Source organism: Niveibacterium sp. 24ML (assembly GCF_026586805.1).
In the GTDB taxonomy this organism is placed as follows: Bacteria; Pseudomonadota; Gammaproteobacteria; order Burkholderiales; family Rhodocyclaceae; genus Niveibacterium.
Map to the genome: position 1 here is coordinate 40,560 of NZ_JAPFHA010000009.1, position 22,652 is coordinate 63,211.

At 64.9% G+C, this 22,652-nt stretch carries 16 protein-coding genes; 9 read left to right on the plus strand and 7 right to left on the minus strand.

From position 1 onward, the window contains the following. Positions 1 to 85: 85 nt before the first annotated feature. The gene (locus OPU71_RS09665; protein ID WP_267727754.1) at positions 86 to 601 is read right to left on the minus strand and encodes a PEP-CTERM sorting domain-containing protein; all 516 of its coding nucleotides are present in this window, start codon (positions 599 to 601) and stop codon (positions 86 to 88) included. An 867-nt stretch (positions 602 to 1,468) separates the two neighbouring features. Next, positions 1,469 to 2,980 carry a DUF1254 domain-containing protein gene (locus tag OPU71_RS09670; protein WP_267727755.1) on the minus strand — a complete coding sequence of 504 codons (1,512 nt, stop codon included), beginning with the start codon at positions 2,978 to 2,980 and terminating at the stop codon, positions 1,469 to 1,471. A 448-nt stretch (positions 2,981 to 3,428) separates the two neighbouring features. Here OPU71_RS09670 and OPU71_RS09675 point away from each other — a divergent pair, with 448 nt between their 5' ends. Next, positions 3,429 to 5,102, plus strand: a complete 1,674-nt coding sequence (locus OPU71_RS09675; RefSeq protein ID WP_267727756.1) for a thiamine pyrophosphate-binding protein — start codon at positions 3,429 to 3,431, stop codon at positions 5,100 to 5,102. A 74-nt stretch (positions 5,103 to 5,176) separates the two neighbouring features. Further along, positions 5,177 to 5,824: a DsbA family oxidoreductase gene (locus OPU71_RS09680; RefSeq protein ID WP_267727757.1), complete on the plus strand. Its 648-nt coding sequence runs from the start codon at positions 5,177 to 5,179 to the stop codon at positions 5,822 to 5,824. An 8-nt stretch (positions 5,825 to 5,832) separates the two neighbouring features. Here the strand turns inward: OPU71_RS09680 and OPU71_RS09685 are convergent, their stop codons facing one another. Beyond that, the gene (locus OPU71_RS09685; RefSeq protein WP_267727758.1) at positions 5,833 to 6,837 is read right to left on the minus strand and encodes an AraC family transcriptional regulator ligand-binding domain-containing protein; all 1,005 of its coding nucleotides are present in this window, start codon (positions 6,835 to 6,837) and stop codon (positions 5,833 to 5,835) included. 11 nt (positions 6,838 to 6,848) lie between these two features. Next, a complete protein-coding gene (locus OPU71_RS09690; RefSeq protein WP_267727759.1) occupies positions 6,849 to 7,751 on the minus strand; it encodes a GGDEF domain-containing protein in 903 nt (300 codons plus the stop codon). Between the two features lie 321 nt (positions 7,752 to 8,072). On the opposite strand from OPU71_RS09690, the gene OPU71_RS09695 reads away from it, so the two are divergent. Next, complete coding sequence (locus tag OPU71_RS09695; protein WP_267727760.1) at positions 8,073 to 10,607, plus strand: TonB-dependent receptor; 2,535 nt, start codon at positions 8,073 to 8,075, stop codon at positions 10,605 to 10,607. Positions 10,608 to 10,662: 55 nt separating this feature from the next. Further along, positions 10,663 to 12,516, plus strand: coding sequence for a phytase (locus OPU71_RS09700; RefSeq protein WP_267727761.1), 1,854 nt, complete (start codon positions 10,663 to 10,665; stop codon positions 12,514 to 12,516). A gap of 63 nt (positions 12,517 to 12,579) precedes the next feature. Here the strand turns inward: OPU71_RS09700 and OPU71_RS09705 are convergent, their stop codons facing one another. Next, on the minus strand, positions 12,580 to 13,536 hold the full coding sequence (locus tag OPU71_RS09705; protein WP_267727762.1) for a DUF808 domain-containing protein: 957 nt from the start codon (positions 13,534 to 13,536) through the stop codon (positions 12,580 to 12,582). 243 nt (positions 13,537 to 13,779) lie between these two features. Here OPU71_RS09705 and OPU71_RS09710 point away from each other — a divergent pair, with 243 nt between their 5' ends. From OPU71_RS09710 to pstB, 4 genes are all read left to right on the plus strand, one after another. Then, positions 13,780 to 14,760 (plus strand): PstS family phosphate ABC transporter substrate-binding protein, encoded by a 981-nt coding sequence (locus tag OPU71_RS09710; RefSeq protein ID WP_267727839.1) that lies wholly within the window; start codon positions 13,780 to 13,782, stop codon positions 14,758 to 14,760. Between the two features lie 105 nt (positions 14,761 to 14,865). Continuing rightward, positions 14,866 to 15,783, plus strand: coding sequence for a phosphate ABC transporter permease subunit PstC (pstC, locus tag OPU71_RS09715; protein ID WP_267727763.1), 918 nt, complete (start codon positions 14,866 to 14,868; stop codon positions 15,781 to 15,783). A gap of 13 nt (positions 15,784 to 15,796) precedes the next feature. Beyond that, positions 15,797 to 16,720: a phosphate ABC transporter permease PstA gene (pstA, locus tag OPU71_RS09720; protein WP_267727764.1), complete on the plus strand. Its 924-nt coding sequence runs from the start codon at positions 15,797 to 15,799 to the stop codon at positions 16,718 to 16,720. 46 nt (positions 16,721 to 16,766) lie between these two features. Further along, a complete protein-coding gene (gene pstB, locus OPU71_RS09725; RefSeq protein ID WP_267727765.1) occupies positions 16,767 to 17,549 on the plus strand; it encodes a phosphate ABC transporter ATP-binding protein PstB in 783 nt (260 codons plus the stop codon). Positions 17,550 to 17,647: 98 nt separating this feature from the next. Here the strand turns inward: pstB and OPU71_RS09730 are convergent, their stop codons facing one another. Together OPU71_RS09730 and OPU71_RS09735 are read right to left on the minus strand one after the other, a co-directional pair. Then, on the minus strand, positions 17,648 to 18,424 hold the full coding sequence (locus OPU71_RS09730; protein WP_267727766.1) for a ferredoxin--NADP reductase: 777 nt from the start codon (positions 18,422 to 18,424) through the stop codon (positions 17,648 to 17,650). A 104-nt stretch (positions 18,425 to 18,528) separates the two neighbouring features. Continuing rightward, positions 18,529 to 21,021, minus strand: a complete 2,493-nt coding sequence (locus OPU71_RS09735) for an FAD-dependent oxidoreductase (protein WP_267727767.1) — start codon at positions 21,019 to 21,021, stop codon at positions 18,529 to 18,531. Between the two features lie 188 nt (positions 21,022 to 21,209). On the opposite strand from OPU71_RS09735, the gene ccoG reads away from it, so the two are divergent. After that, positions 21,210 to 22,625 (plus strand): cytochrome c oxidase accessory protein CcoG, encoded by a 1,416-nt coding sequence (ccoG, locus tag OPU71_RS09740; protein ID WP_267727768.1) that lies wholly within the window; start codon positions 21,210 to 21,212, stop codon positions 22,623 to 22,625. Positions 22,626 to 22,652: the final 27 nt, after the last annotated feature.

Below are 22,652 nucleotides of genomic sequence, written 5' to 3' on the forward strand. Positions count from 1 at the left end.
GCGCCGCTTGCGCCGGCGCAGTCAGGAAGGAGGAGGCAGCCTGGGCGCAACGCTCAGGCTGCCGGCTACTTCATGGCGCAGCCACTCAGGCCGTGGGGGGGCGTCTGCGCAGCAAACCGACGCCGAGCAAGCCGATTGCAGCCAGGGAAATTGACGCCGGCTCCGGCACAACCATGGCGCTGCCGCTGACGAACATGTACTCGTTGCCACGATCGCCCTTGCAGAAAGCGCCCATCGCTGTTGGGGCGGTGATATAGCCGCCACCGCATTCCTCAGGGCCTTTCAGATAGCCATCCATCGCCCGGATCGCGAGGACGTTCCAACCCTCATGGAGGTAGGCCGCCAGATCGACGATCAGCGGGTCTGGCTGACCATCGGGCCGCTTATGTTCGTCCAGCACGGCGGACGTGACTCGCTGGCTGTTGACCACCAGCGTGAAGAAGTCATCGCCGATGATCGCCGCGCGCGCGCCACGAATCGAGGCGCCAGGTTTGACGTAGAACGAATAGCCGAAGAAGACTTCGGTCGGGCCCGAGGCGCCGGTGATTTCGCCGGTTTGCGATCGGCACGCGTCACCCCCGGTGCCGCAGTACCACATCATTCGATTTGAATTGAGCGCGGTGGTGCCTGAGTTTGAATAGGGGGCGTAAGCCGCCACCCCATCGGAAGCATCAAAGATCCCATGCGCCCATCGGTTGCCGAGCACCGAGTCGTCCGTTGATCGCCACGATGCGCCACCGCTGAAATCAACGACCTGCAAGCCCGCCAGACAACTGGGCGCTAATGCAAATGAAACAACGCAGGCTGCGGACATGCACATCAACCGTTTTTTGTATGACATGACTCCTCCCATCCCTGATGACTGCCATTGCTCGACGGACGTGTTGCCGTCAATGACTCACGAGCGAGAACGTCTCGCGCGAGTGAAACAACCCAATCAACACAGTTGATTGGGTTGTTGTGTGCTTGGGCAACGCCCCAACCCGCGATGCAGATTCATCCGCAGCACGTTTGAAGGGCGTCGTCCCACCAACGATAGAAACTCACGGTAGCGATGGAAATACATGCAAGCGTGTATTCGCACTACCACAGTCCGGGTAGTGCCCGATTTGAACAAACCGGGTGCGAGCTCAGCGCAGCCCCTCGGCTGGCACGCCAGTCACAGACGCAGCGGGTATTGTCTCGACATGGATGAGCCCCCGGTTTGTTCCGCTGGCGGCGATGGCTGCTTCAAGCGCATCACACAAGGGATTGACTGGCGTGGCCGGCGGCACCGGCGGATGGTATTCCACATGACGCAGCGAACCGGACTTGCGCGCCGCAGGGAACCATGGCAATGGCGTGTGCAGAGGAGAGTGACTTTCAACAGACTCTGCAGAGTGCCGGGCGGCAAGGGTGAGCCCTTGGCCGTCCGGCGCGGTGAACGCCCCGCTGCGGTGCGTGCGCCGCGCGGGGCTTCAGTGCGGTGTTACGACGCTTCTTTCACCTCGGGCACCTTCCAGGAGCCATCAAGGATCGAGGGCGGCGTTTCCTTCGGCCAGTACAGGCGCATCATCAGGATGAATTCGTCCTTCGGTGCGGGCAGCCAGTTCGATTCCTTGTCCTTGCCGGGCGATTCGTGCTGGATGTAGAGGTCGACCGATCCATCCGGGTTGGACTTGAACTTGTTGCGCTGGCTCAGCGTGTAGCGGTTGAGCGGGTTGTCCACGAAGAAATAGCCTGCGTTGTACATGGTCAGCGACCAGAAGCCGTTCACCGGCGGGAGCTGGCCTTTTTCGAAGCGCATGACGTATTTCTTCTCGCCGCTGTACTTCGAGAGCACATTCGGCCCTTCCGAGGTGGGATAGACCGCGTCCTGCGGGCGATTGGCACCCAGACCGATCGCGGTGATCAGCGCACGCTGCAGGTAACTCGTGCCGTACTGGCCAGTCTTGGTGGTGAACAGCCAGCCGTTCTCGAGCTTCATGTCGCCAGCGGCGATGCCCCCCTTCATCCAGCCCATGATCAGTTCCTGCGCTGGCTTGGGGGCGCGGGCGAGGCCCTTGGCGACCGCGGGCTCGAGTTTCGATACGTCGAAATCCTGCCCGGGCACGACGCCGATCTTGGCGAGCTTGGCCACGATCGGTGCGTCATCAGCCGCAGGCGGATTCGTCTTGAGGAGTTCCGCGAACAGCTTGAAGTAGCTTGCAGCGTCCATCGCGTCCACTTGATCGCGCACGGCGGTCTTCACGTCGATTGACGGATCGACCACGCCGGGCGGGGGCGTGTAGGGTTTGCCATAGGCCGACAGCGGTACCACCGAGACCTGATCCTGCAAGGCGTGCACGGCTTTGTAGTCCTCCGGCGTGCCGGTGCAGTAGATGCGGCCGAGAATCCAGACGATGCCGGTCTGCGATTTGTATTCGGTTACATCGGCCGGCAAGCTGCCCGTCCACCCCGGACCGGTGATCGCGTACTTCTGCGCCTTGGTCCCCGTTGTGCGCTTGCCCGGGTCCTGGAACACGTTGGTCCAACCGTCCAGCATCGGAAACAGGAAGAAGCGCCCCTTCATGTCGGGGATGCTCAGGATCCAGGGCTCCTTCGAGACGTCAAGCCAGGTCGTTGTGTAGAGCGTGTCGGCGTTGGGCGCGGTTACGTCCTTGAACGAGGCATCCGGGTAGGAGCGGGCCCTGCTGAACTGGCCCATCGGCGCGTGCGTGCCTTTCGGTGCCTCGACGTTTGTCATGATTCGCCGGGTGACTTCCATGGTCACCAGCGGGTAGGCGTAGACATAGGCTTCGGTGGCGATGACCAGGGCTTCCGCCTCCTGGGCTGCCGCTTTTGCGGCCTGCGCGGCGGCCTGCGCGGCGGCCTCGGCCTTGGCCTTGAGCTCGGTGGCGGCCTTTGCAACCTGGTCGTCCTCCTGCTTGCCACACGAGGACAGCAACGCCATGAAGAGTGCCGCCGCCCCAAGGGCCGCGAGCGTGCGATTTCTTTTCATATATCAACCTCCAGTTTTGATGTCACTGCGATCGAACTTGCTTAAGAAAGGCGTTCTCCGCGAACTGGACCTGTGTTGATCGCGGGTGCGCCCAAGGTAGTCACTACCGCCTGCGAGGGGAACCCGGATGCGCCACATGTGCACATCTTGTTGCGCGGCATCTTCGCGCGGCCTGTGTGCGCCCGGTATGCGCCGCATCAACGGTGTGGCGAGGTTCGCGTGTGAATGGCCGTGCGTGCGAAGGTGCAGCGCGACGCACCGCAGGGATGCGTGTCGATATCTTGTTCGTATCGCACCGGAGTAAGCCCACGATCAAGCGGCCACGCAGGCGGTCCGGATTGCCGGGTCCGCCGCGACGCCTGAACGCAATCTCTTGTCACTTTCCGGACTGCCTCCGTAGCGCTACGCGCACAGACTGCGCGCACATTGCGCCACTGACGGAGCGTTCATGACCCCAGCCCACCCCACCGGCGCCCGCGCGCTGGTCGATGCCCTGCTGACCCACGGTGCCGACACCGCTTACTGCGTGCCGGGCGAAAGCTACCTTGCGGTGCTCGATGCGCTCTACGACGTGCGTGATCGGCTCAAGCTGGTCGTGTGTCGGCAAGAGGGCGGGGCGGCCTACATGGCGGACGCCTACGGCAAGCTCAGCGGCAAGCCCGGCATCTGCTTCGTCACACGCGGGCCGGGCGCGACCAACGCGGCGGTGGGTGTGCATACGGCGTTTCAGGATTCGGCGCCGATGATCCTGTTCATCGGGCAGGTCGGGCGCGGCATGCTGGAGCGCGAGGCCTTTCAGGAAATCGACTACCGCCGCATGTACGGCCAGATGGCCAAGTGGGTGGCGCAGATCGACGATGCTTCGCGCATTCCGGAATTCGTCTCGCGCGCCTTCCACATCGCCACTTCCGGCCGCCCCGGCCCGGTCGTGCTGGCGCTGCCGGAAGACATGCAGCACGAGCCCTGCTCGGTGGCGCAGCCGCAGCCCTATCGCCGTGTGATGCCATCGCCCGCGCAGGCCGACATGGCCGAGCTGCGTAGCCGGCTGGCCGCCGCAAAGCGGCCGCTGATGATCCTCGGCGGTCGCGGCTGGAGCAACGCGGCTTGCGCCGATATTCGCCGCTTCGCCGAGGCCTGGCAGCTGCCTGTGGCCTGCGCCTTCCGCTACCAGGATTTGTTCGACAACACGCATCCGCTCTACACCGGCGACGTGGGCCTGGGCATCAACCCCAAGCTTGCCGCACGCGTGCGCGAGGCGGATCTGGTGCTCGCGGTCGGCCCGCGCTTGGGCGAGTCCACCACCAGCGGCTACGCGCTGTTCGACATCCCGCGCCCGAAGCAGACGCTGGTGCATGTGCATGCGGGCATCGACGAGTTGGGCCGCGTCTACGCCGCCGACCTGCCGATCAACGCCGGCTACCCCGAGTTCGCCGCTGCGGCGAGCGAGCTGGTGCCACCTGCAAGCCTGAACTGGGCCGGCAGCGCCGAAGCCGCGCACGCCGACTACCTCGCCTGGACCGAGCCGCCCGCGACGCCGGGTGAATTGCAGATGGGTGAAGTGATGCGCTGGCTGCGCGAGCGCCTGCCGGCCGACGCGATCCTTACCAACGGCGCCGGCAACTACGCGATCTGGCTGCATCGCTTCTATCGCTACCGCCAGTTCGGCACGCAACTGGCGCCGACCAATGGTTCGATGGGCTACGGCGTGCCGTCGGCGGTGGCAGCCAAGATCGCGCACCCGGAGCGGATCGTGGTGTCGTTCTCCGGCGATGGCTGCTTCATGATGAACGGGCAGGAGTTCGCCACTGCGGTGAAGTACGGCGCGGCGGTGGTGTTCATCGTTGTGAACAACAGCATGTACGGCACGATCCGGATGCATCAGGAGCGCGAGTTCCCGGACCGGATCTCCGGCACCGAGCTGGCCAACCCCGACTTTTCCGCGCTGGCGCGCGCCTACGGCGCCTTTGGTGAAGTCGTGACCCGCACCGAGGACTTCGCGCCGGCGTTCGAGCGCGCATTGGCGGCCGGCGGCCCGGCGCTGATCGAACTGCGCACCAACCCTGAGGTGATCACGCCCGCGGCGACGATTGCGCAGATCAAGGGGCAGTCGAAGCGGCGCTGAGTGGCCGCTCTTGCGTTCAGGCGAGCCGGCCCCACGTCGGACACTTCCCGTATTCACTTTCAGGGCGATGCAGCATGAGCACCCAGATCAAGATCGACTTCGTTTCCGATGTGTCCTGCCCCTGGTGTGCAGTGGGCCTGTACTCACTGAAGAAGGCGCTCGCCGAACTGGAAGGGGAGGTGACGGCAGATATTCACTTCCAGCCCTTCGAACTCAATCCGCAGATGGCGCCCGAAGGCGAAGACATTGGCGAGCACCTGCGCCGCAAGTACGGCGCCAGCGACGAGCAACTCGCGCAGACGCGCGAGGCGATCCGCAAGCGTGGTGCGGCGCTGGGCTTCGATTTCGCGGTCGGCAAGCGCGACCGCATCTACAACACCTTCGACGCCCACCGCCTGCTGCACTGGGCCGAACTCGAAGGCCGCCAGCTGGCGCTGAAGGAAGCCTTGTTCCGGCGCTACTTCACCGAGGGCCAGGCGCCCTCATCGCACGAAGTTCTGCTCGCCGCGTGCGCCGAGGTATCGCTGGATGTCACGCGCGCACAAGCCATCCTGGCCTCGGACGAGTTCGCGGCCGAGGTGCGGGCGGCGGCTTCGCGTTATCTGAATGCGGGCATCCATTCGGTGCCTGCCGTCATCATCAACAACCGGCACCTGATCCAGGGGGGCCAGCCACCCGAAACCTTTGTGCAGGCGCTGCGTCAGATCGCCGCGCAGGGCTGACGCTGCGTTCAGGCGCAGGGGCTTGCGGCGCCCAGCCCGGTCCAGCGCTGGAAGGCGCGGCGGAAGCTGCGGGCGTCGTGAAAGCGCAGGTGGCTGGCGATCGCGTCGTGGTCGAGCCCGCCGTGCTGCATCAGTTGCAGCGTGACATGGGTGCGCACTTCGTCAAGCAGGGCCTGGAAGTGCGTGCCGTGGCGCGCGAGCTGGCGCTTGAGCGTGGCCGGGCTCACGCCGAAGTGCTGCGCGGTGTGCTCCAGCGTGGGCGGCAGGCGGATCGTGTCGAACAGCTGCTCGCGCACTGCTTGCAGCAGGCTGCGGCGGCCGGCGGTGTCGGCCAGCTCACGCTGCGTCAGCGCCAGTGCACGGGCGTTGCCGCGCGGCCAGGGCTGATCGAGCCAGCGGGCGTCGAGCCGCATGCTGTCCGTCTGCTCGCCAAAGTGAAGCGCGCTGCCCAGATGCACCTGGTGATGCTCCGGCGAGCGCGGCCGCGTGCGGTTGAAGTGGTAGCGCCAGGGCAGGTGCTCGCCACCGAGCCAGCGGCACATCGCGGTCACCGCGGTCATGTGCAGATCCACCAGCAGGGCTTTCGTTGCCCCGGCACCGCAACTGTCGAACCAGTCGAGCGAGACTTCGCCGCCGGCAATGCTCAGGCGTGGCGCGAGCAGCGGGCATAGCTGCGCTTGATGCGCCACCAGCAGCCGTAGCGCGCTGCCCAGATCCGGCGATTGCATCAGCGCCAGGCTGGCGGCGCCGTAGTGGCCGGGCAGCATCTGCTGGCCGAGCTGGAAGGCGGCGTCGCGGGCCGCGTCGTGCTGTGCAAGATTCGCGAGCATCGCGAGCAGCTGGGCGGGCGACAGCGCACGCGCTTCGCTCGCAAAATCCTCTTCAAACAAGCCACTGTGCCGCAGCAGGACGTGGCTGTTCAGATCGAGCCCGCGCGCATGCTCCAGCACCAGCGCAGGCTGGTAGTGCGCCGGGATCAGCGGCGTATCGGCGTGGTAGCAGGGCGCGGGCATCGCTGGCGGTGTCAGGCCGCTTGCAGGGCGCCACCGGGGCGGCGCGCGGCGGGCTCGATGGCGTGGTTCAGCGCATCGAGCAGGCTGCCGGGCGAGGTGTCGGCTACTGCCGCAACCACGCGCGCCGAAAGCGCCAGGCGCGCACCGCTGCGGGTATGCCACGCCAGTTGCTCGACTGCATTGCGCAGCGTGGTGGCAATTGCCTGCGCGGCGGCGTCGTCGGTTTCCGGCAGCAGCACCGCAAAGCGGTCGCCCGCATAGCGGCAGAGCAGATCGTCGTTGCGCAGGTTCAGCAGCAGCAGGTGGCTGAGCGCCTGCAGCACGCGGTCGCCCTCGGCGCGGCCGAATTCGCGGTTGATCAGGTGGAAGCGGTCGATGTCCAGCAGCACCAGTGCGCAGGGGGCATCCGGTGCGCGCGCTTGTTCCAGCGTGATCTGGCGCCGCAGGTAGTCGGCGTTGGCGAGCTGGGTGATGCGATCGAAGGCCCGGTGTTCGCGGAACAGGCGCTCGCGGCGCAGCAGGTGTTCGTTCAGCGCAAACTGTTCCTGGCGCCAGAAGTAGAGGCCCACCGTCAGCGTCAGCATGCCGCCGGGCGTCAGCACGCCTTCGAGCCAGTGGTCCCAGTGCGCCTGCGGGGCGATCTTCCAGAACTCGTCGAGGCAGTCGGCGAGGGCGCCGAGCGTGATCGCGCCCAAGCCCAGCGCGAGCAGCGTGGTGACGCGCCCGCCAGGCCGGCTGCTGAGGATCAGCGCCAGCCACACGCCGGCGAAGAGCGCAGTGCCGCCTTCGCCGATGATGTCCATCCAGTTCCACACCGCTGGCGGTTTGGCCGTGCCTTGCGTGGCGTAAAGCGCGAGGGTCATCAGGGCGGCGGTGCCGAGCAGGGCGAGCGGTGTGTAGAGCGGTGGGCGCATGGCGGTGGAAGGCGTCGATTCAGTGACGCAAGCCTAAGGGCCGGACGTGGCAGGGGTGTTGCAGCGGCCCCCGCGCGGCAATTCGGCTCACATGACTTGAGGCCTGTGCCCCTCCATGCGCGGTTTCCGCCCGCAAGGCTGGCCGGCTGTGGCAAGGTGGCCGCGGCAATTCGGCTCAGAAGCCGCAAGATTTCCTGTCAATCGCCGGCAAACCCGCGTCGATGCTGGGGTTGCGTAACAAATCCGACACGCCCCCCGCCTAAGGTGCCGCTCCAGCGCCGCCACTGCCCAGTGCGGCAACGTTTCAAGGGAGCAGCACACATGAATCGCCAACGCCCGCCCAAGCGGCCCGTTCAACCCCTGCGCCGCCGCACGCTGGCGCTCTGCATTGCGGCGCTCGGCAGCAGTGCCTACGCCGCCGAACCGGAAGTCGCCACCATCGTGGTGCACGGCCAGGCCGCCCAGATGCGCCGCGCGCTCGATGTGCAGGAAGCCGCCGACAACGTAGTCAGCGTGGTGCACGCCGACGACATCGGCGCGCTACCCGACACCAATGCCGCCGAAGCGCTGCAACGCGTGCCCGGCGTGTCGATCGAACGGGATCAGGGCGAAGGCCGCTACGTGCGCATCCGCGGCCTCGGCCCGGATCTGAACAGCGTCACGATCAACGGCAGCCTGGTTCCGGCACCGGAAGCGGATAGCCGCGCGGTGATGATGGATGTGATCCCGAGCGCCCTGGTGCGCTCGCTTGAAGTGCAGAAGACGCTGACGCCGGATCAGGACGCCAACTCGATCGGCGGCACCGTCGAGGTGAAGACCCTGTCGGGCTTCGATCACGCCGGCAGCTTCCTCTCGCTGGAGGCGGGCGCCGGCTACGACGACAACAGCGGCGAGACCAGCCCCAAGCTTGCCGGCACCTGGTCTGACCGCTTCCTCGACGGCACGCTGGGCGTCGCCGCCGGGGTGTCGTGGGAGAAGCGCAAGTTCGGCTCCGACAACGTTGAGACCGGCGGCAAGTGGGATTTCGACGACGCCGGCAACGCGCTGCTGGAGGAATTCGAACGCCGTGATTACCAGATCACCCGCGAGCGTCTGGGCGGTGTGCTCAATCTCGACTGGAAGCCGGCCAAGGGCCAGCGCTACTTCGTCCGCACGCTGGCCAGCCGCTTTACCGATGAGGAAGAGCGCCAGGCGCACAGTATCGAGTTCGACGACGCGCAAACACCGGGCGCCGAGGGCGATGCCGAGTCCTCGCGCGAGCTCAAGCAGCGCAAGGAAACGCAAACCATCCAGAGCATCACGCTGGGTACCGAGCAGAAGTTTGGCGACTGGAAGCTCGATCTGGCCTTCGGCAGCAGCCGTTCGGGCGAAGACACGCCGGACCATATCGCCGGCGCGGTGTTCGAGGGCAACGATGCCTTTGGCAAGGTCGGCTTCCGCGACACGAAGCGGCCGGATCTCTTCGGGCCGGCATCGCTGTACGACGCAGGCGCCTACAGCCTCAAGGAAGTGGAACTCGCACGCAGCGAAACCACCGACAAGGAACACAATCTGCGCGTTGATCTTTCGCACAAGCTGGTGCTGGCCGATGCGGGCGAGGTGAAGTTCAAGTTCGGCGCCAAGGCCAGCCGCCGCGAAAAGCGCATGGACGAGGACATCTGGACCTTCGAGGATCTGGACGAAGACCCCGCTTCGCTGAGCGACGCGCAACTCGCCATGCCCAACTTCGTGAACGGCACGGTTGACTGGCGCTTCGGCCAGTTCGGCCCGCGCATCAGTGCGGGCGCGGTGCAGGGCCTGATCGGCGGGCTTGACCGCAACGCCTACTACGACGAGGAAGCCTCGCGGGTGAATGACTTCCTGATCAAGGAAGACATCAACGCCGGCTACCTGCAGGCTGCGTGGCGCAAGGGCGCCTGGTATCTGCTGGGCGGCGTGCGTTACGAGGGCACCCGCCTGCACACCGAAGGCACTGGCGTGCGCGACGGCAGCTTCGAGGCGAGCACCCACGATCACGACTACGGCAACTGGCTGCCCGCGCTGCACCTGCGCCACGAGCTTGATGACGCGACCAGCATTCGCGCTGCCTGGACCAACTCGGTGGTGCGGCCGACCTTCGGCCAGCTCGCGCCGGGCTTCGTGATCGACGGCGATGAGGCGAGCTTCGGCAACCCGGATCTGAAGCCCTGGGAATCGAGCAACCTGGATCTGGGCATCGAACGCCGCCTCGGTGAAGCAGGTGTGGTTTCCGCCTACCTGTTCAACAAGCAGATCCGCAACTTCGTCTACGCGACAGACCTTGCCGGCAGCGGCGACTGGATCGCGTTTGAGCAGGCCGAAACCTACGCCAACGGCGACAAGGCCACGGTACGCGGGCTCGAACTGGCCTACTCGCAGGCCTTCAAGCAACTGCCGGCACCGTGGAACGGCCTGCTGCTGGGCGTGAATGCCACCTTCTCGCAGTCGAAGGCGACGATCCAGCGCTACGACGCCGATGCTGGCGCGAACGTGTCGCGCGAGGTATCGCTGCCGAGCCAGTCCGATCTCACCGCCAACCTGATGGTCGGCTACGAGGCGGGGCCGATGAGCGTGCGGCTTGCGGCGAACTACAAGTCGGAGTACCTGCTTGAAGTCGGCAATGTGCAGGATGCGCGCAGCGACCAGTTCGTTGATGCGCAGACGCAGTTCGACCTGTCGGCCCGCTACGCGCTGGGCAAGCAGACGCAACTGGTGTTCGAGGTGCTCAACATCGGCGACGAGCCGTACTACGTGTACAGCGGCGAGCGCAGCCGCAACGCGCAGTACGAACAGTACGGCCGCACCTACAAGCTGGGCCTGAAGTTCACGCTCTACTGATCCCCAACGCCCCGCGTGCCGGAAGCGGTGCGTGGGGCGAGAAAACGGAAAAACGATGCAAGGCATGATCCAACTGGCCACAGCCCTGGTGCTGCTGGCTTCAAACGCGGCCTTCGCGGCGCCGGCGGCAACGCTGCCCGACGGCGCCCAGCGCGCCGAGCAGATCGCCGCGCTGCCCGGCAAGGCCTGGCTGTTGCAGGAAAAGAAACGCCTGCGCCTGATCGGCGCGGCCAACACCGAAGTGGCGCGGCTTGAACTGCGCAGCGAATCGCTCGATCTGCGTGCCAACGGCGATAGCTTCGTCGCGCTGGTGCTCGACCAGGATCGCCAGCAGGTCCAGACCCTGCGTGTGGATGCCGCGGCGGGGCGGCTGGAACGGCTCGCGACGATTCCGCCGCAGGCCTTTTCGGTCGAGGCGCTGTGTCTCTACCGCGATCCGCAGCAACTGCTGCACGCCTTCCTGATCGGCGAAGACGGCCAGGCCGAACAGTGGCTGCTCAGCGGGAGCGAGGCACGCAAGCTGCGCAGCCTCGCGCTGCCGCCGCAAGTGAGCGCCTGCCGGGTGGATGATGCGAGTGGCCAGCTGCTGGTGGCCGAGGGCGATTTCGGCGTCTGGGCCTACCCGGCGGACGCCGAACTGAAGGCCGAACGCTCGCCGGTGGCCTTGCGAGCGCCCTACGGCCCGCTCAAGGGTGGCGCGCAGGCGCTGGCCTTGCTGCCGGGCGGTTTGGCGGTGCTTGATGGTGGCGGCGAGCGCTTGCACCTGTTGCGCGCGGAAGCGGGGCGCTGGAAGGCGCAAGCGCCGCTCGCGCTGGCGCACCCGGCCGAAGCGATCGGGCTCGATCTGCATGGCGGCGTGCCGGCGGCTCTGCAGCTGAAGGCGTCGGATGCCTGGCGCGCACGCAATATCGCGTGGCGCGGCACGCCCGGCGCCAGCAACGCAGCCCTGCCGATCGTTTTGCCGCAGCGGCAGACCGATTCGGTGGCGCAGCAGGGCGACGCGGCGGACGACCCCGCGATCTGGGTGAACCCGGCGCAGCCGCAGGAAAGCCGCGTGCTCGCCACCAACAAGAAGCAGGGTTTGCTGGTGTACGACCTGGAAGGGCGCGAGCGCCAGTTCCTCGCCACCGGCCGCATCAACAATGTCGACCTGCGGCAGGGTGTGAAGCTCGGCGGCCAAGTGCTTGACCTTGCGGTGGCGACCCAGCGCGACCGGCGCACCCTGGTGGTGTACCAGATCGCGGCGGACGGCTCGGTAAGCGAACGCGCGCAACTGGCGACCGGGCTCGACGAGGTCTACGGCGCCTGCCTCTATCAGCCGGCTGCGGGCGGGCTGGAGGCGCTGGTCAACGACAAGGACGGCCGCTTCCACCAGATCCGCCTCACGCTTGCCGGTGAGCAGCTTGGGGGCGAGGTGGTGCGCCGCTTCAAGCTCGCGAGCCAGCCGGAAGGCTGCGTGGCCGACGAGCCGAGCGGGCAGCTCTTCATCGGCGAGGAAGATCGCGGCATCTGGGTGCTCAATGCCGCCGCCGATGCCCCGGCTGCGCCACGGCTGGTGATGGCGGTGGGCGAAAAGCTGCGGGCCGATGTCGAAGGCATGGCGATCTACCGTGGCGGCAAAACGCCTTACCTGATCGTGTCGAGCCAGGGTAACGACAGTTACGTGGTGCTCGAAGCGCTGCCGCCGCATCGCTACCGCGGCGCCTTCCGCATCGGCATCAATGCCGCAGCCGGCATCGACGCGGCGTCGGAGACCGATGGCCTCGACGTGAGCCCCGCGAACCTCGGCGCGCCCTGGCAGCAGGGCATGCTGGTGGTGCAGGACGGCCACAAACGCCTGCCCGACGGGCCGCAGAACTTCAAGTACGTGCCCTGGGCCGACATCGCGCGGGCCTTGGCCCTGGAGTGAAATCGCCCTCGCTTAAACAGAAAAGGCCACCGAGGTGGCCTTTTCTTTTTGCCCGGCGACGCTTCAGCCGGCTTTGCGGAACATGCCGATCACGCGGCTGGCCGCGGTAACGCCGATCAGCACCAGCGCGCCCGCGAGCACGCCGATGAGGCCATCGAGCAGGGTCGGGGTCACCGCCGCCAGTGCGCCACCAATGCCCGGCACGCCACCTGCGACCTGGGCAAGGTGTTCGACCGCGTGATGGGCGGCCGGCAGGCCATGCACCAGGATTCCACCACCCACCAGGAACATCGCGATCGTGCCGACGACCGCGAGCGCCTTCATCAGATACGGCGCGGCGCCAAGCAAAGCGCGGCCGAGCGCGCGCTTGCCCGCGGCCCAGGCACTTGAAGCGGCGTCTTTCATCAGGTGAAGGCCCATGTCGTCGAGCTTCACGATGGCTGCGACAAGGCCATACACCCCGACGGTCATGATCAGCGCGATGCCGGCCACCACGGCTACCCGCGACATGAAGACGGCGTCCTGCACTGTGCCGAGTGCGATCACGATGATTTCCGCCGAAAGCACGAAGTCGGTGCGGATGGCGCCGGCGATCTTGTCTTTCTCGAACGCCACCATGTCGACCGATTCGGCGCTCAGCGCGGCGACCTCGGCGGCGTGCGCAGCGGCATCGTCATGGGCACTGTGCAGGTACTTGTGGGCGAGCTTCTCAAAGCCCTCGAAGCACAGGTAGGCGCCGCCGATCATCAGCAGCGGGGTGATCGCCCAGGGCAACAGGGCCGACAGCGCGAGTGCCGAGGGCACCAGGATCAGCTTGTTGCGAAACGAGCCCTTGGCAACGGCCCAGACAACCGGCAATTCGCGTTCCGCACGCACGCCCGAAACCTGTTCGGCGTTCAGGGCCAGGTCGTCGCCCAGCACGCCGGCGGTCTTGCGGGCGGCCACTTTGGTCATCGCGGCGACGTCATCCAGTACAGAAGCGATGTCGTCGAGCAGGGTGAGGAGGCTGGCGCCGGCCATTTCGGAATCCGTTGTGTTGAAAGAGGCGTGATGAAACCAGAAATCGCTGCTTGCTGCACGCGTTTGTGGCGCAATTTCAAAGCCTTGCAGCGATCTGCCGGTTGCTGTTTGCCGTGATGGATGCTTGAATGTGACGTTTCATATTGCTGTCACAAATCTGCGGCATCCTCCATCGCATTGGGTTCCAGCCGCCCCCGCGGTCACGGGCCTTGATGCAAACCTTTGGAGAATTCAATGCGTTCAATGAACAAGACCATTATTGCCTCGGCCTGTTTCGCTTTGCTCGCGACAGCCGCTCACGCTCAGTCGATGGTGAAGGTTGACGGTTCCAGCACCGTGTTCCCGGTGACCGAAGCGGTGGCGGAGGACTTCCAGAAGTCGACCAAGGGTGCGGTCAAGGTGACGGTGGGGATCTCGGGTACCGGCGGTGGTTTCAAGAAGTTCTGCCGTGGCGAGATCGACGTCGCGAACGCTTCGCGCCCGATCCTGAAGAAGGAAATGGACGATTGCGCCAAGGCCGGCATCAAGTACTACGAAATGCCGGTGGCTTTTGATGCACTGACGGTGGTGGTGAACCCGAAGAGCAAGATCACCCAGCTGACCGTGGCCCAGCTCAAGGCCATGTGGGAGCCGGGTGCGCAAGGCAAGGTGGCGACCTGGAACCAGATCGACCCGTCGTTCGGCGATGGCAAGCTCAAGCTGTTCGGGCCGGGCTCGGATTCGGGCACCTTCGACTACTTCACCGAGGCGGTGAACGGCAAATCGAAGGCTTCGCGCGGCGACTACACCGCATCGGAAGACGATAACGTGCTGGTGCAGGGCGTTTCGCGTGACGTGAATGCGCTGGGCTACTTCGGCTACGCCTACTACGTCGAGAACAAGAACAAGCTCAAGGCGGTGGCAGTTGTCAATTCGAAGGGCAAGGCCGTGTTGCCCTCGGAGCAGTCGGTGATCGACGGTTCCTACAACCCGCTTGCGCGCCCGATCTTCATCTATGTGAATGAGAAGTCGCTTGAGCGTGCGGAAATCCGCCAGTTCGTCGAGTTCTACATGAAGAACGGCGCCAAGCTGGCCTCGGAAGTGAAGTACGTGCCGCTGCCGGCGAAGGCTTACACCTCGAACCTGGAGCACGTCGCGAAGAAGAAGATTGGCACGGTGTTCGGTGGCGAGGCCGAAGTGGGTGTGACGATCGAAGAGCTGATCGCCCGCGAAGCCAAGCTCTAATTCCAGTCCGGCCTATCATGCCCGGGCGGCGCTGCTGCCCGGGCTGTTTTACGTTTAGTGGAGACCGCAGTGAATGCATCCCACACTTTGGCGCAGGGCAGCTCAATGCATGTAACAACCGTCAGCGATCGTCTATCGCGCAAGATTCTTCGCAACTCGAAGGAGCGGGCCATCGAGGCGCTGCTCTTCTTCGCCGCGTTCATCTCGGTGATGACCACGCTTGGCATCATCTGGGTGCTGGTGTCGGAGTCCTACCACTTCTTCGAACATGTGCCGGTGCTCTCTTTCCTGACCGACACGATGTGGACGCCGCTCTTTTCCGAGCCGCGCTATGGCATCCTGCCGCTCTTGATGGGCACGCTGACCACCTCGTTCGTGGCGCTGGCGGTTGCCATTCCGCTGGGCACGATCATCGCGATCTACCTGTCGGAGTTCGCCTCGCCGCGCGTTCGTGAAGTGGTCAAACCCTTCCTTGAGCTGCTGGGCGGCATTCCGACGATTGTTTACGGCTACTTCGCGGTCACCGTCATGTCGCCGGTGCTGCAGTACTTCTTCCCCGAACTGCCTGGCTTCACGATGCTGTCGGCGGGCCTGGTGATGGGTATTGCGATCATTCCCTACATCAGCTCCTTGTCGGAAGACGCGATGCGCGCGGTGCCGATGAGCCTGCGCGAGGGCGCCTACGCGATGGGCAGCACGCGCTTCCAGACCGCCGTGCGGGTGGTGCTGCCGGCCGCCATTTCGGGCGTGCTGTCGGCCTACATCCTGGGCATTTCGCGCGCGGTGGGCGAAACGATGATCGTGGCGGTCGCTGCCGGCATGCAGCCGAACTTCACGATGAACCCGGCCGAGCCGGCGCAAACGATCTCCGCCTACATCGTGCAGGTGGCAATGGGCGATCTGCCGCATGGCTCGATCGGCTACCAGTCGATCTTTGCCGCGGGCCTGAGCCTGATGCTCATGACGCTGTGCCTGAACATCCTCGGCCACTACATTCGTCGCCGCTATCACGCAACCTACTGAGGCGGACCAGACCATGGACAAAAAAGACCTTGAACTTGTGCGCGGCGTCATCAAGACCAATCGCCGCCTTGACGTGATCTTCGCAGCCGCCGGGTTCCTCGCGCTGATGATCGGTGTGCTGGCCTTCATCACCTTGTTTGCGCAGATGATTGCCACCGGCTGGGAGCGCCTGAATCCCGAGTTCTTCACCTCCTTCCCCTCACGGCGGGCCGCGAACGCGGGGATCCTTTCCGCGTGGGTGGGTTCCTTGTCGGTGATGACGGTGACCGCGATTTCGGCGATTCCGGTTGGCATTGCGGCCGGGGTGTACCTGGAAGAGTACGCACCGCGCAACCTGCTGACCGACCTGATCGAGATCAACGTCTCGAACCTTGCCGGTGTGCCGTCGATTGTGTACGGGTTGCTCGCGCTGGGCGTGTTTGTGTATGCCTTCGGTTTTGGCCAGAGCATCCTCTCGGCTGGCCTGACCCTGGGCTTGCTGATCCTGCCGGTGGTGATCGTCTCAACCCGCGAGGCCTTGCGGGCGATTCCGGTGCACATCCGCGAGGGCGCCTACGGCGTGGGGGCCACGCGCTGGCAAGTGGTGCGCGATCACCTGGTGCCGTATTCCACGCCCGGCATCATGACCGGCGTGATCATCGGTATGTCCCGTGCGATCGGCGAAACCGCCCCGATCATCACGATCGGCGCGCTGACCTTCATCGCTTTCCTGCCGCCGACGCCGATTACCGGCGAAGCGCCGTACATCAATTTCGACTGGCTCTGGTCGGGCTTCACGGTGATGCCGATCCAGATGTTCAACTGGACGTCGCGCCCTGAAGAGGCCTTCCAGCAGAACGCGGCCGCCGCCGGCTTCATCCTTGTGTTCATGACCCTGATGATGAACGCGGTTGCGATCTGGCTGCGTTACCGCCTGCGCAAGAGCATCTCCTGGTAAGCCGAACGCCCGATTCACGACTCCGCCAACGAGCAAAGACAATTTCATGAATACGACCAACGTGAACCTGCCCACCAAGGCCGAGACCCGCGACTTCAGCTTCTACTACGGTGCCTTCCAGGCACTCAAATCGGTCAATCTGCCGGTGGTTGAAAAGCGCGTCACCGCACTGATCGGGCCTTCGGGCTGCGGCAAATCGACCCTGCTGCGCTGCTTCAATCGCATGCACGACCTCTACCCCGGCAACCGTTACGACGGCCAGATCGTGCTGCACCCGGACAACACCAACATCCTTGATCCGAAGGTCGACCCGATCGAAGTGCGGATGCGGATCGGCATGGTCTTCCAGAAGCCGAACCCCTTCCCGAAGTCGATCTACGAGAACGTTGCCTACGGCTTGAAGGTGCGTGGCGAAAAGAGCCGCAGCGTGCTTGACGGCAAGGTTGAAAGCGCGCTGCGTGGCGCGTCGCTCTGGAACGAGGTGAAGGACCGCCTGTTCCAGCCGGCGACTGCGCTTTCCGGTGGTCAGCAGCAGCGGCTGTGCATCGCGCGCTGCCTGGCGACCGATCCGGAACTGCTGCTGTTCGACGAGCCCACTTCGGCGCTGGACCCGATTGCAACCGCCAACATCGAAGAACTGGTGACCGAACTGCGCGAGCGCGTGACGATCCTGATCGTGACGCACAACATGCAGCAGGCGGCGCGGGTTTCGGACTACACCGCCTACATGTACATCGGCGAGCTGATCGAATACGGCGCGACCGATGATGTGTTCATGCGCCCGACGAAGAAGGCGACCGAGGATTACATCACCGGGCGTTTTGGCTGAGCCGGCACCTTGCTGCCGGGGTGCGGGCACCCGAAGAACAACGCAAAACGCGGCCCAGTGGCCGCGTTTTGCGTTTTTGCGCCTTGCTGCAAAGCGATTTACCAGCCATTTTCCAGAGCGATGTGCGCGGGGGCGCGCAAGCGGCTCAGGCGGTAGCCCATCTTCATCAATTGGCGGTGGGTGTCTTCAACCATTGCCGGGCTGCCGCACAGCATGAAGCGTGAGCGTTTCGGGCTTAGCGCGATACCTGCCGCGCTTTCAAGGGCGCCGGTGGCGAGCAGGGCGGGTATGCGATCTCGCAGGCCCGGGAATGCCGCTTCGCGGGTGACGACGGGCAGGTAGCAAAACGCGGCACGGCGGTTTTCGAACAAGGGGTGATCGGGGGCGGGTTCCAGCCCCCCGCGGTAAGCGAGTTCAGATGATTCGCGCACGCCGTGCACCAGCACAATCCGCTCGAAGCGCTCCCAGGTGGCCGGGTCACGCAGGATAGAGACAAACGGAGCGAGCCCGGTGCCGGTGGCCAGCAGCCACAGATCGGTGCCATCGACAAAACGGTCGATCGTCAGGAAGCCTTGAGGTGCTTTGTCCAGTTGCAGGGTATCGCCGGGTTTGAGCGGCCAGAGCGCGCTGGAGAACGGCCCGCCTTCGATGCGGACGACGAGGAACTCCAGTTCATCGTCCCACGCGGCAGAGCACATCGAAAACGCGCGCCCGAGGCGGCCGTTGCCGGGCACTGCGATGCTCAGCCGTGCGAACTGTCCGGGCGTGAAACGGAAACCGCGCGGGCGGGTGATCCGCAATGTGCGCTGGCGAGCGCTCCAGTCGTGGATGTGCGTGATTGTTTCAAGGGTGAAGCGTGGGTCGTCGATCTCCATCGGGGTCTGCCTCCCGAATGGTTGACGGAAATACTCGGGAATTGTTCCCTTCCTGCCTGCGATGCGCGTCGGGCCTGCGGGCTCCGACGCGCGCTGGGCGTTTGTCAGATGAACAGCGTGGTACCCGACTCCGCCGCTTCGCCAAGGAAGGCCGCAACGCCGCCCAGCTCCACACCGTCGATCAGCTCTTCCTTGCGGATGCCCATCACGTCCATCGACATGTTGCAGGCGATCAGCTGGGCGCCGCCCTCGACCAGGTTGTGCAGCAGCGCGGTCGGAGTTTCAACGCCCTTTTGCCGCATCACGGTGCGGATCAGCCATGCGCCCATGCCGGCGAAGTTCATCTTCGAGATGGAGTTCAGCTTTTCAGTGCCGGCCGGCATCATGGCGCCGAACATCTTGTCCATGAAGGGCTTGCTGAGCGCGGGGGCATCCGGCCGACGCAAGACGTTGAGGCCCCAGAAGGTGAAGAAGATGCTGACCGGCTTGCCCATCGCCAGCGCGCCGTTGGCGATGATCAGACTGGCCATGACCTTGTCGAGGTCGCCGCTGAAAACGACCAGCGTGGTCTTGTCGCGCACCGGCTGCGTGGCGATGGGTGCGAGCGCGGTGGCTGGCGCCTCCTTGCCCTTGCGGATCAGTACCGTCACCAGGCCCTTCTCGGTTTCGACCGCCAGCACTTCATTTCCGGTCTTCTTCGCCCAGGCTCGGATATCACGGCCGAAGGCGGGGTCGGAGGCGGTGACTTCAAGCAGTTCGCCCGCACCCATCGCTTCGACTGCACGGTAGGTTTTCATGATCGGGCCGGGGCATTGCAGGCCGACCGCGTTGAGCGTGTGGCGGTTGCCGGCCTGGGCCACGATGGCGCAGCGTCCGCCGCGCTCGGCTTCGATCTCGGCCGGGTCGCGGCGTTTGATGTCTTCGTAGTCGAAGATGTCCGGGTTTGATTGCTTGTCGATCGCCCAGGCGTAGGTTTTGTAACCGCCGGAGAGGTTGCGCACATCGGAAAAGCCCGCCTGCTTGAGGATGCGGTAGGCGAGGTAGCCACGCAGGCCGATCTGGCAGAACACCACGGTGGGCTTGGCCGGGTCGAGTTCGCCAAGGCGCTCTCGCAGGGTGTTGACGTCGATGTGGCGGGCGCCGCGGATCGTGCCGAGTTCGAATTCCTCTGCGGTGCGCACGTCGATGAGCTGGATCGCCGCGGGCTCGAGCGCCTGCAGCGCGCGCCAGTCGAGCACCGCGTGCGAGCCGTTGAGCACGTTGCTGGCGACGTAGCCGGCGATGTTCACCGGGTCCTTGGCCGATCCGAACGGCGGCGCGTAGGCGAGTTCCAGCTCGGTCAGGTCTTCCACGCTCATGCCGGCATGGATGGCGGTGGCGATCACGTCGATGCGCTTGTCGGCGCCATCCGCGCCCACCGCTTGCGCGCCCAGCACCTTGCCGTCGGGTGCGTAGAGCAGCTTGAGGCTGATCTGTTTGGCGCCCGGGTAATAGCTGGCGTGCGATCCGCCGTGGGTGATCGTGCTGCGGTAGTCGATGCCGGCGGCAATGAGTTGCTTTTCGTTGAGGCCGGTCGAGGCGGCCGCGAGGTCGAAGGCCTTGAGGATCGCCGTACCCAGCGTGCCGCGGTAGGCGTGCTGGTTTCCGCGCAGCATGTTGTCCGCCGCGATGCGGCCCTGGCGGTTTGCGGGGCCGGCAAGCGGAATCAGCGCCTGGCGGCCGTTGAGCGTTTGCGTCACCTCGATCGCGTCGCCCACCGCGTAGATCGCTTCGTCCGAGGTCTGCAGGTATTGATTCACCTTGATGCCGCCGCTGGCGCCAAGTTCGAGCCCCGCGGCGCGTGCGAGCGTGGTTTCCGGCCGCACGCCGATTGCCAGCACAACCACGTCCGCTTGCAGCCGCTTGCCGCTTTGCAGGTAGACCACCGTGTGATCGGACTTGTCTTCGAAGCGCTCGATCTTGTCGGCGAGGTAAAGCTCGACGTTCTTCTCGCGCATGTGGGCATGCACGATCGCCGCCATCTCATAGTCGAGCGGCGCGAGGATCTGGTCCGCGCCTTCGACCAGGGTGGTGAAGAGTCCGCGTTCGTGGAAGTTCTCTGCCACTTCGATGCCGATGTAACCACCGCCGATCACCACCGCGCGGCGCGGCTGCGCGGCCTTGAGGTGATCCATGATCCGGTCGAGGTCGGGGATGTTGCGCAGGCCGAATACGCGTTTGCTTTCGATGCCCGGCAGCTTCGGCCGCAATGGCTCGGCGCCTGGCGAGAGCAGCAGGCGGTCGTAGGCTTCGTCGTATTCCTCGCCGCTGGCCAGGTTGCGCAGGCGCACGGACTTGGCGGCGCGGTCGATCGCGATCGCCTCGGTGCGGCTGCGCACATCCACCCGGTAGCGCGCCTCGAAGGCCTCTTCGCTGGTCACCAGCAGTTGTTCGCGCTCGGCGATCGCGCCGGAGAGGTGGTAGGGCAAGCCGCAGTTGGCAAAGCTGATGTAAGGGCCGCGCTCAACCATCACGATTTGCGCGGACTCGTCGTTACGACGCAGGCGGGCAGCGGCCGTGGCGCCACCGGCGACGCCTCCGATGATGACGATCTTCATGAGGGGATCTCCAGGCTAAATGGATTCTAAATAACTAAATAGCGATGGACGGATTTTAGATCGGCCCAGGCAGCATCGGTGCACCGATTCGATAGAATTTCCAAAAAGCTTTATAGCTATTGGGCTATATCAAAAGTCGCTGCTGCGGGCGCCGCAAGAATTGCGAAAACTTCAACGTGCGAGCGGTCATGAGCAAGGCAAAGTCTGTTGTGGTTCCGATTGCGCCGGCCGGCAAAGCGGGTGAGGAGCAGGCGCTTTACGAGGTGCGACGCAAGGTCTATCCGCGTGCAGTGAGCGGCATCTTTGCTCGCTGGCGCTGGGCGATGGTCTGGTTCACGCAGCTCTTGTTCTACGGTTTGGCATGGGTGCAGTGGAACGGCCGCCAGGCGGTCCTGTTCCACCTCACCGAGCGCAAGTTCTACCTGTTCGGATGGGTGTTCTGGCCGCAGGACGTGTTCTACCTGACCGTGCTGCTGATCATCTGCGCGTACTCGCTCTTCCTCTTCACTGCGGTGGCAGGGCGGCTGTGGTGCGGCTATGCCTGCCCGCAGACGGTCTACACCGAGCTCTTCCTCTGGATCGAACGCAAGATCGAAGGCGACCGCGCCAAGCGGATGAAGCTGGACAACGCGGCCCCCAGCGTCGCGAAGTACGCGACCAAGGCGGCCAAGTTCGGCGCCTGGGGGCTGCTGGCTGTGTGGACCGGCATCACCTTCGTCGGCTACTTCTCGCCGATCCGCGAGCTGATCCCGAACATTCCTTTTGGTCTGGGCGGGTGGGAGATGTTCTGGATCGTCTTCTACTCGACCTTCACCTACCTCATGGCCGGTGTGATGCGCGAGCAGGTGTGCAAGTACATGTGTCCCTACGCGCGCTTCCAGGGCGTGATGTTCGACCCGGACACGCTGGTCATCACCTACGACCCGGAACGGGGCGAGCCGCGCGGCGCCAAACGGAAGAACACCGAGCAGAAACTGGGCGACTGTGTGGACTGCGGCATCTGCGTGCAGGTGTGTCCGACCGGCATCGATATCCGCAACGGTCTTCAGTACGAGTGCATCGGTTGCGCCGCGTGCATTGATGCCTGTGATCAGGTGATGGACAAGGTGGGCTCGCCGCGCGGCCTGATCCGCTACACCACCGAGAACGCGATGAAACAGCACTGGGGCATGCGCGATGTGCTGCGCCATGTGGTGCGCCCCCGCGTGCTGGTGTACTCGTCGGTGCTGCTGGCGATCATCGCCGCCGCCGCGTGGTCGCTTGCCCATCGCGAGACGCTGCGCGTGGATGTGATCCGCGATCGCACCACGCTGTCACGCGAGGTCGAGGGTGGCCTGATCGAGAACATCTACACCCTGCAGATGATGAACATGGCCGAAGCGGGGCGTCGAGTTCGACTGGAAGTTTCGGGAATCGAGGGCATCACGCTGGTGGAAGGCCCGAGTTTCGACCTCGCGCCGTCAGGCAACAAGGCGGTCACGATTCATGTGCGTGTGCCGGTCGACGCCGCGCCGAAGGGCTCGCACAAAATCGTGTTCGACATTCGCAGTGATGAAGGGCAGGAACTGAGACTGCGCGAAAAGGCCAGTTTCATGATGCCCTGACAACGTGGCAACTGAAAAAGGGGGCGC

Bases quoted from the DNA above. Each gene is read 5' to 3' on its own strand.
- OPU71_RS09690 (WP_267727759.1), bottom strand. From the start codon at position 7,751: ATGCGCCCACCGCTCTACACACCGCTCGCCCTGCTCGGCACCGCCGCC.
- OPU71_RS09735 (WP_267727767.1), bottom strand. From the start codon at position 21,021: ATGAAGATCGTCATCATCGGAGGCGTCGCCGGTGGCGCCACGGCCGCT.
- OPU71_RS09665 (WP_267727754.1), bottom strand. From the start codon at position 601: ATGATGTGGTACTGCGGCACCGGGGGTGACGCGTGCCGATCGCAAACC.
- OPU71_RS09685 (WP_267727758.1), bottom strand. From the start codon at position 6,837: ATGCCCGCGCCCTGCTACCACGCCGATACGCCGCTGATCCCGGCGCAC.
- OPU71_RS09710 (WP_267727839.1), top strand. From the start codon at position 13,780: ATGAACAAGACCATTATTGCCTCGGCCTGTTTCGCTTTGCTCGCGACA.
- OPU71_RS09680 (WP_267727757.1), top strand. From the start codon at position 5,177: ATGAGCACCCAGATCAAGATCGACTTCGTTTCCGATGTGTCCTGCCCC.
- pstC (WP_267727763.1), top strand. From the start codon at position 14,866: ATGCATGTAACAACCGTCAGCGATCGTCTATCGCGCAAGATTCTTCGC.
- OPU71_RS09675 (WP_267727756.1), top strand. From the start codon at position 3,429: ATGACCCCAGCCCACCCCACCGGCGCCCGCGCGCTGGTCGATGCCCTG.
- OPU71_RS09705 (WP_267727762.1), bottom strand. From the start codon at position 13,536: ATGGCCGGCGCCAGCCTCCTCACCCTGCTCGACGACATCGCTTCTGTA.
- OPU71_RS09730 (WP_267727766.1), bottom strand. From the start codon at position 18,424: ATGGAGATCGACGACCCACGCTTCACCCTTGAAACAATCACGCACATC.
- pstA (WP_267727764.1), top strand. From the start codon at position 15,797: ATGGACAAAAAAGACCTTGAACTTGTGCGCGGCGTCATCAAGACCAAT.
- OPU71_RS09670 (WP_267727755.1), bottom strand. From the start codon at position 2,980: ATGAAAAGAAATCGCACGCTCGCGGCCCTTGGGGCGGCGGCACTCTTC.
- pstB (WP_267727765.1), top strand. From the start codon at position 16,767: ATGAATACGACCAACGTGAACCTGCCCACCAAGGCCGAGACCCGCGAC.
- OPU71_RS09695 (WP_267727760.1), top strand. From the start codon at position 8,073: ATGAATCGCCAACGCCCGCCCAAGCGGCCCGTTCAACCCCTGCGCCGC.
- ccoG (WP_267727768.1), top strand. From the start codon at position 21,210: ATGAGCAAGGCAAAGTCTGTTGTGGTTCCGATTGCGCCGGCCGGCAAA.
- OPU71_RS09700 (WP_267727761.1), top strand. From the start codon at position 10,663: ATGCAAGGCATGATCCAACTGGCCACAGCCCTGGTGCTGCTGGCTTCA.